This window comes from Myxosarcina sp. GI1(2024) (assembly GCF_053543375.1).
In genome coordinates, this window is record NZ_JBKGTY010000009.1 from 135,283 (window position 1) to 157,832 (window position 22,550).

20 protein-coding genes and 2 pseudogenes are annotated in these 22,550 nt (G+C 40.6%); 9 read left to right on the plus strand and 13 right to left on the minus strand.

Features of this window, described 5'->3' with window-relative positions; all coding sequences use genetic code 11:
* On the plus strand, positions 1-224 hold a 224-nt coding region (locus ACLFKQ_RS24870; protein ID WP_449002368.1), incomplete at its 5' end, for an IS1 family transposase.
* A gap of 45 nt (positions 225-269) precedes the next feature.
* On the opposite strand, the gene ACLFKQ_RS24875 is transcribed toward ACLFKQ_RS24870, so the two are convergent.
* Complete coding sequence (locus ACLFKQ_RS24875) at positions 270-1,280, minus strand: DUF2382 domain-containing protein (protein ID WP_449002369.1); 1,011 nt, start codon at positions 1,278-1,280, stop codon at positions 270-272.
* 604 nt (positions 1,281-1,884) lie between these two features.
* Here ACLFKQ_RS24875 and thpR point away from each other — a divergent pair.
* Positions 1,885-2,430: an RNA 2',3'-cyclic phosphodiesterase gene (thpR, locus tag ACLFKQ_RS24880; protein WP_449002370.1), complete on the plus strand. Its 546-nt coding sequence runs from the start codon at positions 1,885-1,887 to the stop codon at positions 2,428-2,430.
* Here thpR and ACLFKQ_RS24885 read toward each other — a convergent pair.
* Positions 2,414-3,664 carry a lipid-A-disaccharide synthase-related protein gene (locus tag ACLFKQ_RS24885; protein ID WP_449002371.1) on the minus strand — a complete coding sequence of 417 codons (1,251 nt, stop codon included), beginning with the start codon at positions 3,662-3,664 and terminating at the stop codon, positions 2,414-2,416. The two genes, thpR and ACLFKQ_RS24885, sit on opposite strands and share 17 nt — an antisense overlap.
* A gap of 93 nt (positions 3,665-3,757) precedes the next feature.
* On the opposite strand from ACLFKQ_RS24885, the gene ACLFKQ_RS24890 reads away from it, so the two are divergent.
* Positions 3,758-4,096 carry a hypothetical protein gene (locus ACLFKQ_RS24890; RefSeq protein ID WP_449002372.1) on the plus strand — a complete coding sequence of 113 codons (339 nt, stop codon included), beginning with the start codon at positions 3,758-3,760 and terminating at the stop codon, positions 4,094-4,096.
* Positions 4,097-4,228: 132 nt separating this feature from the next.
* Here the strand turns inward: ACLFKQ_RS24890 and ACLFKQ_RS24895 are convergent, their stop codons facing one another.
* Positions 4,229-5,299 carry an LOG family protein gene (locus ACLFKQ_RS24895; RefSeq protein ID WP_449002373.1) on the minus strand — a complete coding sequence of 357 codons (1,071 nt, stop codon included), beginning with the start codon at positions 5,297-5,299 and terminating at the stop codon, positions 4,229-4,231.
* 322 nt (positions 5,300-5,621) lie between these two features.
* Positions 5,622-5,945, minus strand: coding sequence for a thioredoxin (gene trxA / locus ACLFKQ_RS24900; protein ID WP_449002374.1), 324 nt, complete (start codon positions 5,943-5,945; stop codon positions 5,622-5,624).
* 1,048 nt (positions 5,946-6,993) lie between these two features.
* Here trxA and ACLFKQ_RS24905 point away from each other — a divergent pair.
* Both ACLFKQ_RS24905 and ACLFKQ_RS24910 read left to right on the plus strand, forming a co-directional pair.
* Positions 6,994-8,703 (plus strand): hypothetical protein, encoded by a 1,710-nt coding sequence (locus ACLFKQ_RS24905; protein WP_449002375.1) that lies wholly within the window; start codon positions 6,994-6,996, stop codon positions 8,701-8,703.
* Between the two features lie 1,095 nt (positions 8,704-9,798).
* A complete protein-coding gene (locus ACLFKQ_RS24910; RefSeq protein ID WP_449002376.1) occupies positions 9,799-10,026 on the plus strand; it encodes a hypothetical protein in 228 nt (75 codons plus the stop codon).
* A 108-nt stretch (positions 10,027-10,134) separates the two neighbouring features.
* On the opposite strand, the gene ACLFKQ_RS24915 is transcribed toward ACLFKQ_RS24910, so the two are convergent.
* Together ACLFKQ_RS24915 and ACLFKQ_RS24920 are read right to left on the minus strand one after the other, a co-directional pair.
* Positions 10,135-10,323, minus strand: coding sequence for a hypothetical protein (locus ACLFKQ_RS24915; protein ID WP_449002377.1), 189 nt, complete (start codon positions 10,321-10,323; stop codon positions 10,135-10,137).
* A 272-nt stretch (positions 10,324-10,595) separates the two neighbouring features.
* The gene (locus ACLFKQ_RS24920) at positions 10,596-11,342 is read right to left on the minus strand and encodes an LmeA family phospholipid-binding protein (RefSeq protein ID WP_449002378.1); all 747 of its coding nucleotides are present in this window, start codon (positions 11,340-11,342) and stop codon (positions 10,596-10,598) included.
* Positions 11,343-11,974: 632 nt separating this feature from the next.
* Here ACLFKQ_RS24920 and ACLFKQ_RS24925 point away from each other — a divergent pair.
* A pseudogene (locus ACLFKQ_RS24925) lies at positions 11,975-12,070 on the plus strand (erythromycin esterase family protein); the annotation flags it as partial.
* Between the two features lie 226 nt (positions 12,071-12,296).
* Here ACLFKQ_RS24925 and ACLFKQ_RS24930 read toward each other — a convergent pair.
* Positions 12,297-12,863, minus strand: a pseudogene (locus ACLFKQ_RS24930) (DUF1614 domain-containing protein); the annotation flags it as partial.
* A 179-nt stretch (positions 12,864-13,042) separates the two neighbouring features.
* Here ACLFKQ_RS24930 and ACLFKQ_RS24935 point away from each other — a divergent pair.
* A complete protein-coding gene (locus ACLFKQ_RS24935) occupies positions 13,043-13,480 on the plus strand; it encodes a secondary thiamine-phosphate synthase enzyme YjbQ (RefSeq protein WP_449002379.1) in 438 nt (145 codons plus the stop codon).
* Between the two features lie 20 nt (positions 13,481-13,500).
* On the opposite strand, the gene ACLFKQ_RS24940 is transcribed toward ACLFKQ_RS24935, so the two are convergent.
* The 5 genes from ACLFKQ_RS24940 to ACLFKQ_RS24960 form a co-directional block, all read right to left on the minus strand.
* Positions 13,501-14,255 (minus strand): IS5 family transposase gene (locus ACLFKQ_RS24940; protein WP_448998612.1). Its coding sequence is split into 2 segments (ribosomal slippage): positions 13,501-13,932 and positions 13,935-14,255, totalling 753 coding nucleotides; the frame shifts between segments, so codons are not numbered across the junction.
* A gap of 189 nt (positions 14,256-14,444) precedes the next feature.
* Positions 14,445-14,801: a hypothetical protein gene (locus tag ACLFKQ_RS24945; protein WP_449002380.1), complete on the minus strand. Its 357-nt coding sequence runs from the start codon at positions 14,799-14,801 to the stop codon at positions 14,445-14,447.
* A gap of 260 nt (positions 14,802-15,061) precedes the next feature.
* The gene (locus tag ACLFKQ_RS24950) at positions 15,062-18,289 is read right to left on the minus strand and encodes a UvrD-helicase domain-containing protein (protein WP_449002381.1); all 3,228 of its coding nucleotides are present in this window, start codon (positions 18,287-18,289) and stop codon (positions 15,062-15,064) included.
* A 93-nt stretch (positions 18,290-18,382) separates the two neighbouring features.
* Positions 18,383-19,090, minus strand: coding sequence for a Crp/Fnr family transcriptional regulator (locus tag ACLFKQ_RS24955; RefSeq protein WP_449002382.1), 708 nt, complete (start codon positions 19,088-19,090; stop codon positions 18,383-18,385).
* 236 nt (positions 19,091-19,326) lie between these two features.
* Complete coding sequence (locus ACLFKQ_RS24960) at positions 19,327-19,674, minus strand: response regulator (protein WP_449002383.1); 348 nt, start codon at positions 19,672-19,674, stop codon at positions 19,327-19,329.
* Between the two features lie 112 nt (positions 19,675-19,786).
* Between ACLFKQ_RS24960 and ACLFKQ_RS24965 the strand changes: the two genes are divergently transcribed.
* Complete coding sequence (locus ACLFKQ_RS24965; RefSeq protein WP_448998311.1) at positions 19,787-20,929, plus strand: IS4 family transposase; 1,143 nt, start codon at positions 19,787-19,789, stop codon at positions 20,927-20,929.
* 442 nt (positions 20,930-21,371) lie between these two features.
* Positions 21,372-22,310, plus strand: coding sequence for a cysteine peptidase family C39 domain-containing protein (locus ACLFKQ_RS24970; protein ID WP_449002384.1), 939 nt, complete (start codon positions 21,372-21,374; stop codon positions 22,308-22,310).
* Here the strand turns inward: ACLFKQ_RS24970 and ACLFKQ_RS24975 are convergent.
* On the minus strand, positions 22,307-22,456 hold the full coding sequence (locus ACLFKQ_RS24975; protein WP_449002385.1) for a hypothetical protein: 150 nt from the start codon (positions 22,454-22,456) through the stop codon (positions 22,307-22,309). The genes ACLFKQ_RS24970 and ACLFKQ_RS24975 overlap by 4 nt on opposite strands.
* Positions 22,457-22,550 lie beyond the last annotated feature (94 nt).

A 22,550-nucleotide genomic window follows, 5' to 3' on the forward strand; every position in this document is an offset into this window, starting at 1 on the left:
CTGATTTTTGGGCAGCTTATGAGACGGTATTTCCTCAACAACCCCATCAAGCAGTGGGAAAAGAAACAGGAAGAACAAGTTATATTGAACGGTTTAACAATACTCTTAGACAAAGAGTATCTCGATTAGTGGGAAAAACCCTATCATTTTCCAAATCATTAGAGAATCATCTAGGTGCTATCTGGCACTTCGTGTATTACTATAATGCTTCATTGCATCTTTAGTACTACCCAAAATTGATTATTGATTTTCTTAACTAGACGTTCGATTTAGCGATCGCCTGAAGGCTTATTAATTATAGGTTTGCCATCTACGTCTACTTCTAATTCTTCGTGACGGACGTTTTCACTAGCACTTACTGTGTCTCGATCTATTTCTTTGCGAATGTTGACTTCTTCTCTAACGAAAGCCTGCTTTTTGATGTCTGCCGCTTCTTCGTAAACATCAACGCGAGCTACTTCTTCCGTATCAAAATCGACTCGATCGGAAGCTACTCTTGCAGTAGAGTCAGGAGTCGTACGTTCGACAACTACTTTTTCTTTTTCTATCGGAACCGAGACTTGAGCCGTATCTGTCGCTACTTTTTTACCGATCGCCACTTCTCCCGTTTTCTCTCGCTGTTTGTTAACCATCAGACGTTCTTCGTATAATCTAATTTTGTCTGCATCGCTGAGATCGGATCTGGCTCGAATATCGTCATCTACATCCGAAACTGCCGTTGGAGTAGATCCAGGTACATCGTAAATGCCAAATTCTTCTACTCCATGACGCTTCATAATAGCTTCAGCACGAGCAATTTCTGCTGCCTTACCTGTCGCCAGCACCAAAAAGCTGCCACTGGCAACGCGATCGCTATAAACTTTAGCTTTTTCTTCGGGAATACCCAAACCAATTAAAGCTCCAATTAGACCTCCAGCCACGGCACCAATTCCCGCACCAGCTACGGTCGTAGCAATAGCGGTTGCTTCGGCACCAGCGAGCACGATCGGACCAATTCCTGGAATTGCTAAAGCTCCTAAACCAACTAGCAAGCCTCCAATTCCCCCTAAAGCACCGCCTGTTATTGCTCCTGTCGTCGCACCTTCATCGGCTTTATTGCCTACTCGTTCGGTGTCGGTAACTTCTGTTCCGGCAACATTTTCATCTGCATCTCGAGCAATTACGGAAACGTGCTCCATATCGTAGTTGTCATCTTTCAAGGCGCGAACCGCAGCCTCTGCTTCATCACGGCTATGAAATAATCCAGCAGCACGTTTGTAGCACCCGAGCTCTTTATCCATAATATTTAACCTCAAAATTCAATAAACTCTCGTACTTAACTTTTATTTAACTTTTATTTAATCGATATAAAAATTAACTCTTATTAAATATTTATTCAAAAATTTATTGTATTTGCATCTATCTCAAGCATAATTAATTCAATGGAATAATTTGGCATTTTGCATGGCTAAACTCATGGCGATCGAGGTCTTATTATATATAGCAATTTTCCGTTTACTAAATACAATTGGGGCAATACAGGTACTAAAGATTTAAGTGATTATCGTTATCTTGCTAGTATGAAGAGGGCGATGTAGCAATCTCAAATCATTGCTGAAATAGATTTAGTCTCGTGCCTTAGCATGGTTTAAATGTTCCGTGAATCAACAAACAGGATTGACATCTAACGAATAATCAAAAAAAAGATGCAATCTTACCACGGTTAGATTTTTGACCGACTAATTCCGCCCAGTCTAACTTAAATATTAGATTTATATTTGTCTGTAAAAACTTAGTTTTTGCTCTATTTACCTTTGATAAGTGGTAAAAATAACGAGTATTCTTTACTAAAATCTCGTCGAAAAACATTCACAAGTTAAAAACTTTAAAGATAAATTTGGGTATATGAGCGAGCTATTACGTCTGTTTGTAGGGATTTTCCCTAGCCAAACTACTCAACAACGACTCAATCGAGAAGCAGCAAACTGGTCTAAAAAACTTCAAACAAAAGTACGGATTTTAGCACCCGAGTTATTACACCTAACAATAAAATTCATCGGAAATGTAGACCACACAAAGCTCGACGATTTTACTACAGCATTTCTCAAAGCAACGGATAATTTACCCTCTACATTACTTCAAATCAAGCAACTAACGCTTTTTCCTTCAAGTCGAAAACCCCGAGTTTTAGCTGCTCAAATTGATCGCTCTCCCGAACTGCACGATATTTTCCAATGTTTCGATCGAGGTTTTTCGGATCTGGGAATTTCTGCCGAGGAACGCTCCTTCAAGCCTCATATTACCGTAGCGCGCTCTCGTCATTGGCAAAAGGAAACCATATCTTCTGTTCCGTTTCACCTAGTCGAACCCATAGCCAAGATCGCTTTAGTGCGATCGCAACCGAGTCCTGCTGCAAAGTACACTATTGTTACTTCTATCCCCTTAAATTGAGATTTCGATCCAATAATTTCGCCTGCAAACAGGAAGCGATTCTTCTAGACGCGCCAGCACTTCCCATGCGCCTTCTACCATTAAGCGCGATCGCCTCTAGCTGCCGAGGATTGTTTAGAACTGAAAATATGGCTTTGCCAACTTGCTGGTAATTCTCGACTAAAATAACCGAACAGCCTAACAATCTGGTTTGCGCTTCGGCAAAAGCGTAGATAAATTGTGGACCTTTCCCCGGCATGGTAATTACCGGTTTACCCAAACCGACAAACTGTTCGGTAGCAGTACCGGCCATAGCGATCGCGATTTGCGCTCGCTGCAAGCATCGAGCGTAGCTATTGTGAGTTAAGTATAAAGTAGCGTTAGCTTGGGTTAAAGATCTGGCTGTAGATTCTGGCTGGGTAGATATATTCCAGCCTTGCGCGATCGCATACTCTAGAAATGGTTCGAGGTTCAAACTAGGTGCGATGGCTCCTAAAAATTCTAATTCAATACGATTGAAACGAGCGATTACTCCAAATAGTGCGGCAACTATTTGTTGCCAATTACGTAACGCTTCTGGCATTCTCGAACCAGGTAAGAGCAATACCTTTACTTTATCTCGTTTGTCGATCTTGCTGGCAAGGCGATCGCTAGATTTATTTTCCAAATCATCCATCATCGGATTGCCCAGATCGTAAGCGGGTATCGACCACTGCTGTAAAATTTTAGTGGTCAGAGTATCTCTGGGAAACACGGCTTTACAGCGAGCATTACCCATCAACCACCGTTCCCAAGGAAGATATACCGAACCGAAGCAACGTTCTATCCAAGAAGTTCGAGCCAACCATCCAGTTTCGTCTCTCAAATAGTATTCTGATTTAGCCGTTCCCACAAAAGCGTAGTTACTGCTTCCCAGCCAAGCATAGAGTAAAGGAACGAGATCTCCTACTGCTAAAACCAGCCATTGTTGACTGAGTTTTCTAACTAGATTAATTTGTTCGATAGTCAATCCAATTAAACCACCCCGGACATCTTGCCACAAATGCTTGCTTTCCATATAGATAAAACCACCAGAAGGCATTTGCCGTACTTTACCGATGATGGGAATATTAGATTTAGTGTAGGCGTATCCTTCCCCTACAATTGGCAAAGCAGCTAACTCTAATCCACAGGCAGCTTGTTGTTGTAATTGTTTTATAATACGAATAGCAATTAGATCTTCTCCATGACCGTTACTCAAAATTAGTAGTTTCATTAATTTCTAAGGCAATCGCCACAAGTACAGCTCCAAGAGTCAAGCAAAAGAAAAGAATAGACAGTAATTAGTCGTAATATTTATTTTTAAGAATTGCTCTTAATTTACAATTTTTTAGTTCAACATCAAATAACGATCGTCCTGATTGTCCTAATTAATTTGTCGATTACCCTGCTCAATATTTATTTAGCAATTAAAATTTGGCAAGTGCGAGAAATAATCAAGCGAATTGACTCAATTTTAGTCAACTACGAGAATTATTTTCGCTACGTTCTAGCGATCGCTCCCCCAGTTCTCGCTCGGGGACATAGCAATATTCATCTTTTTAGACATCGTTATAAACTACTACAACTGAGACTGCAAAAGATCCGACAAATTTTGTTAGTACTTAGTTGGAGTTATCGGGTTTGGCGTAAATATCTCAGACAGTAGCTCATGAAGGAAACTGTTAATTGCCGCAGACTGGCGATCGCTATACCGATATTATTCACGATGAACTGATAAACGATCGTGCTTGGTATCGGGTTTCAACGAAACGATTAAGCAGCAACCAGCCATTAATAATTATTTTCGTTCTGGATGTTCCGTAGCTTCACAGGAAATACTAGACTGATTGATAACAGTAATCAACTGATACAAACGTCCTAAATTACGTTGATTGAAGTGAAATACTAAACGAGGCAAATCGGCAGTTTCATCTTCTCGTTCTTCTGGTAGTGCCGCACTTTTGACAATTTTACCTTTAACCAGGATATCGCTAAACTCTTCGTTGAGGCGTTCTACGGTAGCATCGCTTAATTCGGAATTAAGGCGAATAACGAACTGTTTGCCTACATAGCGGCTAGAGTGATATTCTCGATAGAAATTTTGAATCGTCTTGCAAGCTTCATCTATGCTGTCGGTAATAGTGTAAATACTAGGATCGTCCGGACTAATCAAACCACGAGCGCACAACTGCTGATGAATATAGTCGTTCCAAAAATACCAATAGTCTCCTCCTGGTTTGTCGATTAAAACCAAAGGTACGGGACCATATTTACCAGTTTGACAGAGAGTTAGAGTTTCAAAGGCTTCATCTTGGGTACCAAATCCCCCTGGAAATAAGGCGATCGCATCACTTTCCCGTAAAAAGAAGAGCTTGCGGGTAAAAAAGTATTTAAAATCAATCAGCTTGTCGTCTCCGACAATTTCCTGATTCGCATTTTGCTCGAAAGGCAGCCTAATGTTAAGACCAAAGGAATTGGCTCTTCCCGCACCGATGTTGCCTGCATGCATGATTCCGCCTCCACCGCCAGTAATTACCATAAATCCCAACTGAGTAACTCGACGCGCAAAATCAACTGCCATTTGGTATTCGGCAGTATCACTAGCTATCCTGGCAGAACCAAAAATAGCGATCTTTCTGACGTGACGGTAGGGATAAAATTTTTTAAATCCCTGTTCTAAATCTTCTAAAGAGGCCGTTAATATTTTCCAATCCAAGCGTTCGGTATCTTCTCGGGCAAGTCTAACCAACACTGATAGGGCTCTTTCAATCCACTGTTTATTTTTATGTTTGCCCAAGCTATCGAGTAACTCTTTGATTTCCTGGCTGAGTAAAGATTCCCAGTCAGTTTGTGAGGAAGATAAAACCATATAATATAACCTCTGCGGCTATTTTGTATTGTAGCTGGCTAATCGTCATTACCCAATAGACGGTAATATTCGCTACATTTTGTCAGTAGCGGGAGGTGTACTAGCCTGACGGTGTTTCTCGACAAGCTTACTAATAATTAATTATCCAATCTTTGACGGTTAATTTTGTTTGGTGGCGATCAATAAGCAATTTTACGGAATAACGGAATAAATGACGCAGAATAAATTCGAGCGATAAAAATAGCCTCAGCTAACTTTCAAGGGAAAGCTCGACTGAAGCTACAGTTTGATAGATTATTTTTAATATTATACTTTGAAAAAACTAAAGATATTTTTCCAGAGTATTAGCTAATGTAGTTTTGGGAACTGCACCTACCACCATATCCACACGCTGTCCGTCCTTAAAAATCATTAAGGTAGGAATGCTGCGAATACCGTATTGGCTAGCAACTTGAGGATTTTCGTCAGTATTTAGTTTGACTACTTTTACTTGTCCCTCGTATTGCTCGGCTATTTCTTCGACTACTGGCGCAACCATGCGACAGGGTCCGCACCAAGGTGCCCAAAAATCTACGAGTACGGGAACTTCGCTTTCTAAAACTTGTTCCGTAAAACTTGAATCTGTTACTGGGGCAGCTGATGACATGCCTATTAAATCCTTATTTAGCACAATTCTATTCAATATTACAGGATTTTATCACGATCGGAGATTACTCTATAGATAGATGGGCTTATCTCATATCAATAATTAATAAACTAGGCAAAGATCTTAAAGATAATTTACCGTAATGGAGTGTTTATTTCTGGTTTGTTTGCTATTATCTTGTTTAAAAATAGAAAACCGTCCGTTATGTTACCGGACGGAGTGTGGTGTGAGGAGTGAACGGAAACATCTGTCTCCGCCCTATTTCTATTCTAAAATAGAACTTCAGATTTGCCAGAATTTTGCAGAATATTTTCGCAAAAAATTAAACATTGACCAGCTTCTACAAATCTGGGTCGAGAGGTAGCTACCATAAAATTATCGAATTAGAGGAAGTACTATCGTGTCTGTTGGTGTTGAATTGACTAACGGTCAGAGTAGGGCGCGTTATCTGAGTAAACCTCAGATGTTTATGCCGCCCGTCAGGCTGTGGGTTGCGTTTGCGGAGCGGACAGCTGGGGAGCTACCGACCCGCGCTCCTTCATTAAATTTAGAAGAAGGGGCGCGCTCGCGGATGCGAGTCCGGCGCAAACTGAATTCGCGCCCCGTGTCCTTGCAAGTCGTAGACTCAGTTTCTCGCCTCGCGAGTATGACTTGCTTGTCTGCGCAGTAATCTCTGACTTTTTCCGCCAAAACCTAAAAAGCAATCGCCTCTATATTTTTAGCTTTATCATTCTATAATATTGTAGTTGGCAGGGTGCGATCGCACCCCATACCCTACGGAGCCAAACTTGCCGCAGCCGAAAATCTAAGTCGATCGAGCAGTGAGTAATGCCAAAATAATTTACCGTGTTTCTCTGTTGAGTTCTAATTTGCCAACCCCAATCCTTGGTTAAGTACTTCGATCGAGTTGACCTACTCGGTTCTTAACATTTACCTGTAAATAAAATTTAATTTTCTAAAGTTTGATGGTCTATAGCTAAACTATTAGCCTGAAGTAACTCAATATTATCTAAAAACAAGTTTGAGCCCAATAACTGGAGTAAACTAAATGGCGCGTAAAAAACACAAAAACACTAGAAAAAATATCGGTTTTCTAGAAAAATCTCAGTTAGGAATTTCCCTAACCTCAGAAGCTATGAAAAATTTGAATTTGATAGTTAAAGAAACCGGATTGAGTAAATCTAAGCTAGTCGAAAGCCTGGTTCTCGGACAAATTGCTATCGCTAGTAGCTCCGCAGCACAAACTATTGCCATAGCCGACTTTAAAACCCAAGACTCTGCTTCAGATAGAATCAAAGTGTTAGAAGGTGGATTCGTCGGTCAAAATGAAGAACAGTTTTCTGTATCCACCGAAGTCTGGAAACAGCAATCATCTTTAGTAGAAGAAGTAGAAAGCGAACTAACAGCATTAGCTGAAAGCTCTCAAGATTTGCAACGTCAGCTCGAAGAAAAGGAACAAATACTCGCCAAACTACAAAAACAGTTAAAAGAACGAGAAACTGCAGATTCTCAACAAATGAAACAGTTGGAAATGCAAACTAGTTTAGTTGCAGAATTAAAACAGCAGTTGGCTCAACAAGAAAATAAAGCTCGCTCTTCAGAAATAAAATTGGAGGAGTTGCAAAGCGAGCTATCTCAGACTTGGGAAGAGAGTCAAGATTTCCAACAGCAGCTCGAAGCAGCACAAACCGAAGTAAGCAGTTTCCACGACGAACGTCAGGGTTTGCAGTCGCGAATTGACGAGTTATCTCAGCAGCTCTCTCAAGAACGAGAACAGGCTGAAAATCTCCAGCATCAACTAGAAGCAGAACGAGACTCTTTAGAACGTCAAACCCAAAACAATCTCGGTTTACAGCAGCAAATCGACACGATGAGCGACGAGCTATCTCAGACTCGGGAAGAGAGTCAAGATTTCCAACAGCAGCTCGAAACAGCACAAACCGAAGTAAGCAGTTTCCACGACGAACGTCAGGGTTTGCAGTCGCAAATTGACGAGTTATCCCAGCAGCTCTCTCAAGAACGAGAACAGGCTGGAAATCTCCAGCAACAGCTAGAAGCAAAACGAGCCTCTTTAGAAGCGGCGAATCACGATTTACAACAGCAAGTTACTAACACAGAACAAACAGTTGCAGAATTACAGGATGAATTATCCCGACAAATGGATGACTCTCGGGATATTCAAACCCAGCTTACTGCAGTACAGCAACAAGCCGATAGTTTAAAAGCAGAAATTCAGGAAAGAAAAACAGAAGGCGATCGCCTGTCGGCAGATAAGCAAGCATTAGAGCAAAAGTTAAACGAAACTCAGCAGCAGGTTACGAACCTCGAACGGGAAAACCAGCAACAACAAGAGTTATTAGCAGAAAAACAGAAAACAGTTGGGGATTTAGAAGCGCAAGCAAGCGATAAAGAACGAACTCTTAGCTCAGTACGGCAACAATTGACCGAGCAACAGAACCTATTGCAGCAACAGACAGATGACCATCAAACTTTGCAAACTCAACTAAGCGATCGCGATCGCCAAATTGCTCGACTAAACGAACAACTAGAGAAAGAAACGAATAATTACAATCTATTAACTCAACAAGGAGTCAAACAAACCGACATCATTAACGAGTTGCGATCGCAGCTAGCAGAACTAGAGTCTTCGTTCGAAAAGAAAGCTGCCAGCGGCAAATATAAAACCTGGACGATTATACTATTGGTGGTTTTGCTTACCGTTACTTCGACAATAACTTTTAGAACCTACTTTCTGTAATTATTAGTTAATATTTCATAGCCAATGTCGACCTTTTATTGGTTTAAACCGTTTACTATTGGGTTGGTTGTTGATGCGGCGTAGTTTTGAGCGGGAAAAAACGGGAAATTCGAGCAAACCTCAAACGAGGAATGGGCTGGCTTTGCAAGCACCTGAATTGAATTCAGCTGAACGAGCCAGTCTTTAAGTCGTCCGTACTGTATTCGGCAGTTTCTTCCGTACCCTTGAATATCTAGTACTTCCTCAAAACAGCGATCGCGAGCTTTCTAAAAGTGATTCGCTGGCTAAAAGCCACTCTTGTTCAAATCGATGGGTTAAAAATCAATTAACTGTCAACCATCAACTAAAATCCTATCTGACTAGTTAGGATATTCTTCTACTAATGAGAGCGGGAAATGGTTAACACCTTAAATTTGCTAAAAGACTTGCCATTAAGGCATCCTGCCTAGACAAAAACCGTTCACTATAATGTGCTCTCATTAGTATCACAATACGTTAATTGGTTAGGACAAGTTTAGTTACTAGTTCGTAAGTAATCAGTAAAAAGTAATGAGTAAGAAGTGTCCTAATATACAGTACGTATTCTATAATGAAAATTTGCTAAACTATGCTTTTTGCTTGGCAACCCAATTGAAGTGTTTTTGTAAAGATTCGTCACTTTTAATTTCCTTAATTGAGTTGAATTGTTTTGCCAACTTCATTTCATCATACAAATATCTATACCATCGTGACATAATCTACAAATATCTATACCATCGTTTAACTTTTCTTTGGTGTATTTTTTCTTAAAATATTCCCTTCGATGCATCTTTTTGGGAATGAGATGATGAAAAGTTAAATCGACTTTGCGCTGGCAGCAAGGACATATGCCAAACTTCAATTTTCTAGACGACACTACGTAGTATGCTGACACTAATATAATATACTTAATATTTATGACCTTTACTGCTCGTATGGGTCATAATTTTGTAAAAACAGCTTGCCCTAGATGACATTCTCTGTTAAATAAAGGATAAACCAGATAAGCTGATGCAAAATTAGTCAAAATCCTGACTGCCTGACACATCTATGTCAAACTCATATTTTTCGTGATAATTGAATTTTTCCAGTACAATAAATCAACGCTTTCAAGCGATCGCTTTCTTAGAAAATGTCTTTTTAGAGAAAAAAGCAAATTCTATAGAGTGTAAGGTTTTGAGGCACTTGTGTCAGGCAGCCAGGTCAAAATCTGTCTGTCCCATTTATAGTTTAGAAGAATTATTCAGTTGTGTAATTCTAACTGTCACAAAAAGCGATCGCATGAAGAAAAAAGAAGATACTTGACATTCAAGACAATCGCTTTTCCCTTTGCCCCTTGCCCTTTAACCGCGGAATGCGGTTAAACCCGTCGCTGCTGGATATAGTTGAAATTAGGTAGCGGTTGTCAAATATTTACGTTTCCTCTCTTTTAGTAGCCGCTTCGTTTTCGGGTGCTTCCTCAGCGCGTTCTGCTGCGGGTGCTTCCTCAGTAACTGCTTCTGGATCGACTGTTGGCTTGGAAGCTGTATCTATTTGACCCTCGGCATTCGTATTGGGTTTTACCGTAGGGCTTTTGCTAGTAGCATTTTTACGATCGGACATAATAATTCAAACCAAAATCTTCTAAATTCTCGTACATTTTGACTAGAAGCGTTAAATAGTTTCTCGTACTAGAGATAGAATTTTTAGTTAATATTAATAAGTTTCAAAGCGATCGCCAGAGTTTTAAAATAATTGCCAGGAGAATTAAATCATCGATGAGGTAAGAATGGGAAATGACTAAGCAGATAAGATTTCTTCTGCCGTAAAGAACAATTGGGGAAATGCAGCCGAAGCGGTAGCATTATCCCCAGTAGTAATGTAGAGGTTGCTAATCAAAGTGTGGGAAATTCAGTAATATCTGCTGCTGCTGATAGCGTTATCCGACCGGCTTCTACATTAAGGTGTTGAATGCGTAGAGCGAGTCCTTGTTTCTCAAAGTTACGCAAATCTAGCATTTTTGACGCTTTATCTAGGAAGGCTTGAGTTAAGTCCTCTGATACTTCTTTTCCAGACTCGTATTGAATATCTTCCAGCACTACGCTCCTGCCTCCTGAAGCAATTTTGGGAGTTGTAGTAAAGGCAACTTCTTTAGTTTCGCCCGATGGTTGTAACTCAACCAAAGCTTCTACTGCTACCGTTCCATTTTTGCGAAGCTGGCATCTTTTTTGAGGAACGGTCAACTTGCTCTTTGCTGTTGATAAATACGTGTCTAAAACATCGATTTTGGCTCTAAGGTCTGGTGAGTTTAAAGCGCAATTGAGGTCGGTTTCGGTTAAAACTAAATGGGCGGTTCCTTCAGTGGGCTGGGTAAGCTCGATATTGCCCGTCAGAGCTTTCAAAGGCTCGACAGCGATCGCTTTCATCCCAATTTTTAGCACTTGAACCCGCAAATCGGTTTCAATAACGAGTCCTTCCCCTTCGATTAAGAGTGATTCTAGTTCGCCGGTAGCTAGCTTTTCTGGAGCGGTTTTGACTTTAACTTCTAAGCGCTCGCAATCTTCTAGTTGAGAAGATAAAGCTAATTCAGCAAATTTGTTAAATGCTTGCTCGCCAAGGTTTTCTGTTCCTAACATATCCATATAAACGATCTCCTTATAATTTGTTGGTTAATTGCTTAGTGATACGAAGCTCTACTCTTGTACGACTTAAGAGCGAAGAAACTTATCGTCATTTTGTGACCAGAAGTCAAGGCAGTCTGTTGCTTGATTACTAAAAACTTTAGAAGGATGTACGGCACATTTACACATTTAAGAGAACAATTATTTTGATAAAAACGGCAGTTCGAACAAGAAGATTTGGGAAATCTTCTCAGAGGTAATATTCTACGGTTGACGCTTTTCCAAAAATTCAGGCGCGAGACAAAGAGCACCATCCAAACGACAGCAACAAAGCCTAAGGGAATGAATAAGATGCTTCCGTTTGTCTCAATTACCTTTTCTCGAGCAGTATCTGTTTGAAAAGTTTGAGAAGCTGTTTCACTTAAGTTGGGTTATTTGGTGGAGATCGCATTTTTTAAAATTCTTCATTGATAACTAACTTACCGGATTTTAATAGGTTTTGTTATCAGCGTAGGTAGCAGTTCGTCGATTTCTCCTCACTCTAAAGAAATAGGTTGAATTGAGAGTTAGTCAAAAACAATTACGAAAAACAAAGCTTAAAATTCTGCAAAAAAATCATCTCTGTTGACTTTTACAGATATATAGCTCATAAAGCTCTACAGAATGCGCAGCTAGTCAAGAATGGTGAAGAATACTATCGAAATATGTTTCGCGGTCAAATGTCTTCGTGGAATTTAGGCGATCGCCACAATCCCAGTTGCGCTCAACCTGGTTCGAGTGATTGGATTTGCTCGGTTCGGTAAATATCGTCTTGGGAAAAGATAACTAAAACTCGTTTTCGTTACCACTAACTCTATTCTCTGGCGCATTCCCGCTCATCTTTTACCGTATCAACGGTCGCGATCGCTTTCATCAATCAGCAGAAAGATATTTCTATCAACTTAGAGTCCAAACTAAATGAAATCAGTTATGGATTTAAGTAAGAAGTAAAGCAAACAAACCACACATAGCAATGCCGTCAAACACTCCCGCACCACCAATACTAAGAACACCAGGACTCATGCGTTCGATCTCTTTAAGGTGCAGTAAATCGGCACCAATCAGCGTTCCTAATATTCCTCCAGCAAAAGCGACTGAAGAAGCTAATGGTTCGATAATCAGAAGAGCACTAATGGAAGCAGTTAGGGGAGGAATTAAGGCATTCATCTGAATGCCAATTCCTGGAACTATTTGGGCTGAAAAGTAGCTGACCAGTGTCACGATCGCCGTAACCCCCAAAATGGCAACGGCATCAGAGCGAATTAATTCATAGATTGCTAGTATTACGGGAATTAAACCCCCACCGACATTTAGAGCGATAATGGTTTTTTGCTTGACCTGGCGTAAGGGAATCCCCCAAAATTGCTGCAACCACATATCCCTGAGATCGGGAACGATTGTCACGTTAGATTCGACCTGGTAAAGGGGAATATTAATCGTGCTGCCCACTAGCACAGCAGCGAAGAGCACAAACGCCACGCCTGGAGAAAAACCAAGTTTGGCAGCTGTTTAACCGGTAGCCATAAATGCAGTCCTACCATCAAAATAATTGACAGTAAAAACCAAACAGGAGGCAAAACTTTCTGCCAGTTAATTTACTCAATCTCCTAACAATATATATAATAAGCAAATTTTAATAAACAAAAGATCGTAAATAAATTTAGATTGAGAAAACTGAAAAAATGCCAATTATCAATCAGTTTATCGAGCTTGAAACCAAAACAGAGCTAGATATTCACAACTTAACCTCTAAAATAGAAACAATTATTGCCAACACCACGATTAGAAACGGTCAAGTTATAGTTTTTTCTCGTCATACGACCACCGCTTTAGCAATTAACGAATATGAAGTTAGATTGCTAGAAGACTTAAAAAATCATTTTCACAAATTAGCACCACCTACAGCTAAATATTTACACAACGATCTACACTTACGAGATGTTCCACCTGACGAACCAATAAATGCACATTCCCATTTAATTGCCATGATGCTTAACAACAGTGAAACCATTCCTCTGGTTGATGGTAAATTGGCATTGGGAACATGGCAATCGGTATTATTTTTTGAATTAGATGGTCCTCGTCATCGTAGTGTTTTAGTTCAAATTACTGGAGAATAAACTAGGTTCTGTTGACACAATTAACGCAACCAAATTAAAGCCGAAGCAAATTCGGCAAATCCCAAATAACATTCGTCAGTTTTGTCAAAACGGCTGAAAACGCGACGATAGTATTTAAGTTTGTTAAAAAAGCACTCAACTAGATGTCGCTCCTTGTACAGATGTGAATCGTAATCTCTAGGGTTGAGGCGACCAGAACGAGGCGGAATCACGCCTTGAGCACCAGTTTCCTCAATCAAGACCACAAAAGCATCACAATCATAGCCTTTATCGGCAATTACCTGTTGAGCTCGATAACCAGCCACCAATGCCTCTCCTTGACTGATATCGGCGGTTTGCCCTGGAGTCAGAAGCAACCGCAGCGGATTGCCCAACGCATCTACCACAGCATGTAACTTGGTACTAAATCCGCCACAAGAACCTCCTAAAGAGTGTTTTTCTGACCCCCTTTTGCTCCTGCTGCACAGGGATGAGCACGAATCATGGTGCTATCGGGAATTAAACTTTCTAAGTCAGCAGAGTGGGACATTTCTTGCAAGAGACGATGCCAAACTCCCTTCTGACACCAACGCCGATATCGTTTGTAGAGGCTGTTCCAGTTGCCAAAACGTTTGGGTAATTCACGCCATTGAGCACCTGTGCGAGTAATCCAGAGAACCGCATTCAGAAAACGACGACAAGCTTTGGGGTCTTTGATACGGATGTCTTGTTGGTGGCTCAGAACAACGAAAATTTGCTGCCAAGCAGAATCGTCCAACTTAACACGAGATTTCATGAAGAATTTTTTGACTAAAATCAGCAACTTCAGGTACTTTCTCATCTTTGCCTCTTTACGTCAACAGAACCTAGAGATGCTATTAAATTCATTAAAATAGTTCACCACAAAAACCAGTCGCATTGACGTTCACTACCTTATTTTATTTAGAATAGTACAGTCTTATGTAGACATTGTGATTGGGAGGGTTTAATTGCTTTCTAATCCAGGCATTTCCATTTCTGAATTTGAGTTTTCCTCCTGCATCATCATATGTCCTTCGTGAGGCTGGACGATACTCATTGTAGTTCTGCCAAAACTCAGTAATCCCATGGAAACGCTTCCTACACTGAGCAACCCCATGGAAACTAAACCAAATGATAAGACACCCATTGGTACGAGTCCAATAGAAATAAAGCCATGAGGAACTGCACCAATGGAGATAAAGCCATGAGGAGAAACGCCGATAGTAACGATCCCCGTATGCGGCGCATAGCCGATGTTAATTAGCTGTCTTTTTGCTTTTTGTTTCTCAATCGAATGTTTCTGTGTTTTGCCGATCGCCATTTGATTTTACTGATAGTTTTTTGAGTAGTGTGTATCATAGCGATACTATAGATCCCAGTCAAAAGACAGCTCGTCATACTAAGAAGAGGTCAAAAAACTCCGAGCGAAATCGCTGTTTATAATCGTGCATAAATTTATTGCGATCGTACGTAACAATAAAATAGCTGAATACTAGAGTAAGTTAGGGCGGTATTTAGCCATAGCGTTGTGGATAATCCTTCTGGGGTTATCTGCTCGCTATTTTCTTGAATACTTTACTTTTAAAAAGCAGCATAATCGCATAAAGCCAGATAGGGGCAAATAACGCATTGTTCGACTATGGGGGTAGCACTATAGTTACCCAAATTAATTTGTTCGACGAGAGCTTCAGTTTCTCGAGCGATCGCTTCTAATTGGCTCTTAGTAAAAGTATGTATGTGTTGATGGCGCAAATAGGCAATATGAGCCTGCTCTGAGTTTAAAGCACGAGCATATACTCCGAGTTGAAAGCGATGTTCGTCGGGACCGATCTGGCGATCGCTTTTATAGTCTAATACCCAGTCTCGTCCGACGAGATCGACAATGCCGTTAAAAGTAATTTGTCCGATTTGCAAGCTAATTTGCCGTTCTTTGGCGATGGCGGTATTGCGGAAGTATTCATACATTGGTAGTTGAAAAAATTGCTTGGCGATCGCCAGAGCTTCGGCAACCATATAGCGATCGCAACTAGCATCAGCAAACACCTGTAAGTCTTCTACACGAATGATGTTGTGTTCGAGAGCTTTATGTACTAAAGAGCCAACCTGCATTCCATAAGAAATTCCCGCTCCCATACCTGGATGTCCCTGAATAAATTGCTGATAAAATCGCTGGGGACACCGTGCATATTCGGTTAAAGCCGATACGGGGAGTTCTGATAAGCTAGCACCAGCAGAATTTAAGAGCAGTGGGGGTAAAACCTCGGGAACGGGAGGAGTGAGCGGAATGGGCGGTAGGGCTCGTTCTGCTACGAAAAGAATAGTTTCGATAGCAAGTTCGGCTTCAGCTAAACCAGAACTCAATCGCTTTAAATCCCCTTTGTCCGACTCAGTGGCGCTTAAAATTAGATAGTCTCTAGCTCTGGTTAAAGCGACATATAAAACTCGCAGTGCTTCTGCTTCTTCTCGCTGCTGCTGACAATATTCCAACCAGGAGTAAAGTAGAGGTTTTTGAGTTTCTCCTGTCTCATCTTTAACTTTAACCCCTACTCCCCATTGCGAGTCGAAATATACCGGAGGGGAAGCAGGATAATATTCTCGACTGAGATCGGCAACTACTACTAAAGACCACTCCAAACCCTTAGCGGCAAAAACAGTCATTAGGGAGACGGCGTTATCGTTATCGCTGGCTAAAACTAAGCGCGGTACAGTTACTTCATTGTCGAAGAGACTTTTGAGCCGGCGCACTACGCTAAAGATATCTTTAATTCCTGCCTCTAATTCTCGGACTAAGCGATAAAATCCTTGCCAGTCTGCTTGGCGGCGTTCTGCGCCTGGTAAATTAGCAATTACTGCCGTGTAACCAGTAAGGCGATCTGCGATCTGTAACAGACGCGAGGGGATTTCTGTGTGGCGAATTTGCAAAAGCTCGTGAAGAATTTTAACTGGATGCTCTATTTCGCCGATCTTCGAGGCTTTAACTTTCTGCCACCAAGTGACTTTTTCTTTTTTTTTCTTTGAAGAACCAGTTTCTGTCTCGATTTGAAATAAGATGCGATCGCTTACGGCAAAAAAAGGACTGCGCAGCAATGCTACTAAAGCCAGATCGTCTCTGGGATCGGCAAGAAACCTCAACAGGGTGCTGGCATCTTTGGCTTCTCTAGTGGCGAGTAAATTGCCACCTCCGGCTGGAGCGACGGGAATACCTACTGCAGCTAAGGCTGTGGCATAGAGTTCTAAAGGTTGCCAGGTTCGAGTGAGAATGGCAATATCTCGCGGTTCAATGGGACGTAATTGTCGAGTTTGCTTGTCGTAAACTGGAGTTTGCTCTGCCAGCATCTGCTTGAGTCGCTCCGCCAGAAGATTGGCTTCTAAATACTGACGTTGAGTTTTACTGGTTTGTTTATTGTCGGCATCAATTGCCAAGACTTGAATATAGTCGCTGGCTTCCGATCTTGTTGGTTGACGTTGGGCATTTAACGGCTGATAATTTTCGGCTAACAAGGGAGCAAAGATCCGATTGAGGCGATCGCTCAATTGCCGATGGGTGCGAAAGCTCTGACTGAGAACGACTTCTCGACCTTGCTTAGCGAGCAGGCGAGCGCGAAATTCTTGGAATACTCTGATATCGGCTCGTCTAAAGCCGTAAATTGACTGTTTGATATCCCCGACAACGGTTAATTCTGCTTTATCGGTCAGTAAGGTTAATAGTTCGGCTTGAGTAGGATTGGTATCCTGAAATTCATCTACTAAAAATACTTGCCACCTTTGCTGGTAATATTGTTTGACCAAAGGATTTTGCAGTCCTTTTAAAGCATAAATTTCTAAATCGTTAAAAGTTAAAACTCTTGCCTGTTGCTTCAGACGATCTAAGTAATTACTTACTTCTAAATATGCTTCGTTGAGTGCGGGAAAGATAGTTTTGAGCCGTTCGTCTGCCTCAGTTAACGCCAAACTAATCAATCCTTTTGCTTCAACTTCTCTAATTAATTCTCTGATGGCTTTCAGAGCATCTTTGACTTGTTTAAAAGCATCGCTTTGCCAGTTTTTTTGACTGCCGACTCTGAGATTGATTCGGTCGATCGTCAGCAGCGCGTTTTCAATATCTCGTTGCGCTTCAATGTCTGCCATTGCCTCGAGAACATTTTCGCGAGTGAACTCTAATTTATCTCCTGGTTTTCCTCGATATTGCTGTAAAATTTCTCGATTTTCTAGCCAAGGGCGATCGCTCGTCAAATTTTCTAATACTGCAGTGCGAGCTTCAATAATTAATTTCTTCCAGTCTCCAATACCTCTTTCAAAAGCTTTTGTTGCCGTATGAGGATCTGCTAATAAATTGTCGATAATATCCGACATTAAAGAATAGGGAATTAGCTGATAAAGTTGTGGCGGTAATGTTGCTAAAGCCGCAGCTAAACCTTCATTCAACCATACCCTTCCTTCTAAATCTTCGAAAACTTCAAAATCGGCGGGTATGTCAATAACCTGAAAATTTTCTCGACAGATACGACTGCAAAGGGCATGAATCGTAGTAATTGGAGCTGCTTCCAATTCTGCTAAAGTATCGTTGCGTTCTGGTAATTGCTGCCTGACTAAATTACGAATGCGCGATCGCAATTCCGTAGCAGCTTTTTCGGTAAAGGTAACCGCAACTATTGCTAACGGCGAAAGCTGCTTTTCTCGTAAGTAATATACATATCTTTCCGCCAACATATGGGTTTTACCCGTTCCCGCACCCGCAGTAACGACGACGCTACCGGGTGCATAGGCGGCGGCTTGTTGTTGGGATGTCAGACTAGAGCGATCGCGCATTCAACAATTTTAAAGTGATTATCAGTTTGCTCGATCGTCTAATATAACTCTTTGTCTTAGCCTCAACCAAAAGCTTCAAAATTAACTTTCTAGCTACGAAAGTTGCTGTCGATGGTAGTTGTCATAGAAAAGCTGATAGCATTCGCAGGTAGTATTTTTCAATGCTTCGCAATCTAAAATTTGAATCCTGCCGCGACTGTAACTAATCATTCCCGCTCGTTTCAATATTTGTGCGGTTATGGTTACGCCCGCTCGACGAACTCCTAGCATCTGACTGAGAAACTCCTGAGTTGAATTTAAATTATCAGATTGGATTAAATCTCTAGTTGTTAGCAACCATGTCGCCATACGCTCTTCAATAGTATGATGAGCGTTACAAACCGCTAATTGGGCTACCTCGTTCAGTCTACTTTCGATATAGCGAAGTAACAGCTTCTGTAACTCTTCTCCTCGCTCGAACTCTCGTTGCAAAATCTTAGCGGAAATCTTCATCGCCTCATTTGGTGCCTGAACGATAGCGCGGTTTCTACTATAACCACTACCAACAATAACCGGAAGACCGACCATTCCCGTGCCTCCGACTAAACCAACTTCAGTAGTAGCTCCATTTGACAAGATACTAACTATAGAAATTATTGCAGTATTAGGAAAATAAACAGTTTCAATTTTTTCTGAAGCTTCGTATAAAACTGTATTAACAGGAAGTTGAACGGACGTTAGGTGAGGCTCTAGGCGTTGATATTCATCTTCTGGCAAAGATGCTAAAAGACGATTAGCTGCGTGCGAACGGTCTCGAGACATCAGAAAAAACCTCTATAATGTGCTGCTGTTTTCGATAAAGCTCAAGAAGCTGTTACAACTTCAACGGCACAAAAAGAAACGAGAGATTTGATTCTTATGTCGTTATGTATTTTGGATACAAATTAAACTTACTTACTATCTATAATCATACTTAATTTTTTAGCTCATTATGGTGCGGTTACATACTTATAAGCACTCAAGCACAAACCAATCACAACAAAATTAAAATATGGCAATTAAACTAAAACATTCTCGCTCGATCGCCACTGACAAATTATTGCTATTTGAGAATCTAAGTTAAGAGGGTTAAAAGGCTTGAAAATTATTCCTTCGGCTAAACTATTTTCCAATCGAGCGACTATCTTGTCTTGCGTCATTGCTGTCATAAAAATAAGCGGAATCGAACGAGTAATTAGATTAGTCTTTAAAACTTCACAGACAGTTAATCCATCTAAGTGTGGCATAACCAAATCCAACAAAATAACATCGGGACGTTCTAATTCTGCCTTAGTAACACCTTCTATTCCATCCGATGCTAAGAAAACTTTCCAGTCTCGATTCATTTCGAGAGCAAACTTAACCAAAATTCCTGACGGGGTGACAACCCTGTGAGAAGTCAGACAGTGTAGGGAACAGAGACAACCTATGGTAAAAAAGATTCGGTCAGTTATTGAGAATCCGACCGAACCCTAAAAAATGTTAAACCAATTGTACCGCAATCATCTTTCACGTTATCTGAGTGATGACCAACTAATTACTTTGGAAGTGCTGGTATACCTTATCCAGACCTACAAACAAGTAAAGATAGAAAGACTAGCTGCATACTTCCCTTTACCAATTAAATATGAGAGCCGTCGTCGCCGAATCCAAAGGTTTTTGAAGTCCTCAGCTTTATCAGTTTCGTTAGTCTGGTTTCCCATAGTCAAAGAAGTAGTTCAAAAGAAATTCTTGCCAGACCAGACAATTTATCTAGTCTTAGATAGAACTCAATGGCAAGATAAAAATCTGTTCATGGTTGGAGTAGTGATGGCGAAAAGAGCTTTGCCTATATACTGGCAGTTTCTAGAGAAGAAAGGAGCCAGTAACTTCGCTCAACAAAAAGCCATATTACGTCCAGTATTGAAGCTGTTTAAACAACACCAAATCGTTATTTTAGGAGACAGAGAATTCCAGAGTGTTGAACTAGCTAAGTGGCTGACCCAGCAGCAGGTCTACTTTGTGCTTCGACAGAGAAAGAGTACGAAGATAATGGTAACTCAATTAGGTTTTACTCCCTTAAAAGACCTAGACGTTAATCCAGGAGACCAACGGTTTTATCAAGAAACTAAAGTCACTCAACTGCATCAAGTTTCGGGGATTTATTTAGGGGTCTATTGGCGACGTATTTACCGAGGCATGGGGGCAAAGGAACCCTGGTATCTGCTGACAAATTTACCCAATTTACCTGAAGCTGTCAAAGCCTATAAAAAGCGCGTAGGGATTGAGGCGATGTTTAAAGATTGCAAGTCAGGTGGCTACAATCTCGAGGGGTCGCAAGCTCAGATTGAACGCCTTACTCGTCTAGTTTTGCTCATCGCCATTGCTTACACTCACTCGGTGTTCAAAGGACATACTCTTAGCCTTCGAGGTCAGTCTAAATACATCGGTCGCCATCGAAAAATTAAACAATCTTTGACTCGCAACAGCTACTTTTGGCTTGGTTTATATGGTAGTAGCTGGCTGGTTTCATTTACCTTGATGAAGGAATGGATAAACAAATTGATGTGGCTCAATCTCAATAAGCTGCCTTTTTACCAGAGGGGTCTACGAGCTATGTTTATTATCCAGCAATCTTTCTAGCTCCCTTGTCACCCCTTCAGCCAAAATTCTATTGTCTTCGTTATCGTCGATCAGTAGAAGCCGTTTCGTAGCCATCTTAATTCAGCCCAAATTTTTTTAAATTGAGTTTAATATATTGACTTCTATCTTGATTTATTTGTCAGAGTTTTTCGGTACAAGTTCAAACATAATGAAAATTTAATTTACATTCCCTGGTGATGCGATCGAACTTGTCTGTGAATAAATTACAACGATACAGCTCGATAGAATTGAATCTTTTTCCTAAATTTCTGCCATTTTCTTAAGTATTCAACTCGTTCTGGGAATAATTAATTTTATAGCAATACGTACTGTTATTAGGACACTTCTTACTCATTACTTACGAACTAGTAACTAAACTTGTCCTAATTAATTAACGTACTGCGATAACCAAGGTTAAAGTCACTTTAGGCATTGAGGATATGTGAAAATCTCCTCCGCCTCGTGGTTTGATGACGACGGGATCTCTAACTCTATTGTTTTTAATTTAGTAATGATTACTTTAGCGATAATTTGCGGTTTAGCTTTTATTGGCGGTGCTATTTTTGGCAGAGTTTTGGCTGCTACTGGGATAAATTCTGATAATGCACTGGAAAATTTTCAAAAACCTTTAGTATGGGGTTTAGCTGCGATCGCCATACTTTTAGGAATTTTAATTGCGATCGACAAGTTTAATTTAGTCTCGATCTTACCGAAAATATTTCCTCCTTTATTTTTAATTTACCTGGCAGGTTATTTTAATGAAACTATTTTAGGATTGGGATTTTTTGGTTTGGGATTATTAGTTAGTTTGGAATTAGCTGGTAAATCTTCGCGCCGAAGAATTCGTCAGTCAATCATCGCCAGCGGTATTATTTCTCTAGCTTTAAGTATTTTATTATTCTTCTTGCAGCCCGTAGCGCCTTTTGTCAAAAGTTCGATAATTATTAATAATATAGTGATACAATCTACTCCTTATACCTGCTCTCCTGCTAGCATTGCCACGATCGCTCGCTATATTCAAAAACATCCCGATATAACTGAAAAAGATGTAGTCAAACTAACTAAAACCAATCGTTTTGGTACGACTACCCTATTAGAAATCAAAGCTATGGAACGGCTGGGATTAGAGCCACAGTATCGACATAATTTAACTTTAGAAGACTTAATAAATTTCAATCGACCTGCTTTACTCCACGTCAAAGAAAAAAAGAAAACTAGAAAAGACATCAGATTTTCTCATGCCGTGGCATATTTAACGAGCGATCGCCAGAAAAAACTTTTAGTTATTGCCAACCCTCTATACGGCTTGCAAATTAAATCTGTTAAAGATATGGATGAATACTGGTTCGGCGAAGCTATCTTAGTGAACAGCGATCGCTAGCGAGAGATATTAACGTCGATTTCATTTTGAGTTTTAGAACCAGGATGTTCTGATTCGGTCATTCCTTGACAAGCGATTAGGGAAATCACCAACAAACCTGCGGTAAACAGTCTATTCAAGGTTGCAAACGCATTCTTAGAGGGCATAACTATTCTTTCAACCTTTTCTATTTATATTTATAGGATGAAAGAAGATTCCATCGATTTTTTCAGTATCATTACAGGTTTTATACTGTCATAT